Annotated in this window: 1 pseudogene; it reads right to left on the reverse strand. The window is 58.0% G+C overall.

What is annotated here, in order from left to right:
* Positions 1-467: pseudogene (locus tag AUR66_RS14340) on the reverse strand (ABC transporter substrate-binding protein); the annotation flags it as partial.

The following is a 467-nucleotide window of genomic DNA, read 5'->3' on the forward strand; positions in this document are numbered from 1 at the left end:
CGGCACCATCCGGGACCGGGAAGCCCATCGGGCTGAGGTTTTCGACGAGGTCGGGACGGTTACCCTGAATCGTCAACACAGGAAGCCCACCGACGCTGGCAATGGCTGCGGCGTTTTCTTGTTGAAGTGCGCCAATTGCATCGCCCCATCCCCACCCAGAGCCATTCGGGGAGTGTTCAGCCATCGATTGTATCCATTCGAACGTCTCGACGGCAGCCTCTCGATTATCACCGTTGTCGAGTTGCACCTCGATTCCATCAGACGGACCTCCGTAGATACTGACGTCGTTCTGCCAGAGGTACTGTGTCATCTGGGTATCCGCGTTGTTCGTCTGTCCGGACTGGATGACGTAGCCCTGCATCGATTCGTTTGCAGACACCTCGCCTGCCGCCTCGACCCACTCACTCCACGACGACGGCCGTTCAGTATAGATGTCGTTTCGGTACCAAGCCATCAATGGCTCGACC

The organism is Haloferax profundi (genome assembly GCF_001469865.1).
Lineage (GTDB): Archaea > Halobacteriota > Halobacteria > Halobacteriales > Haloferacaceae > Haloferax > Haloferax profundi.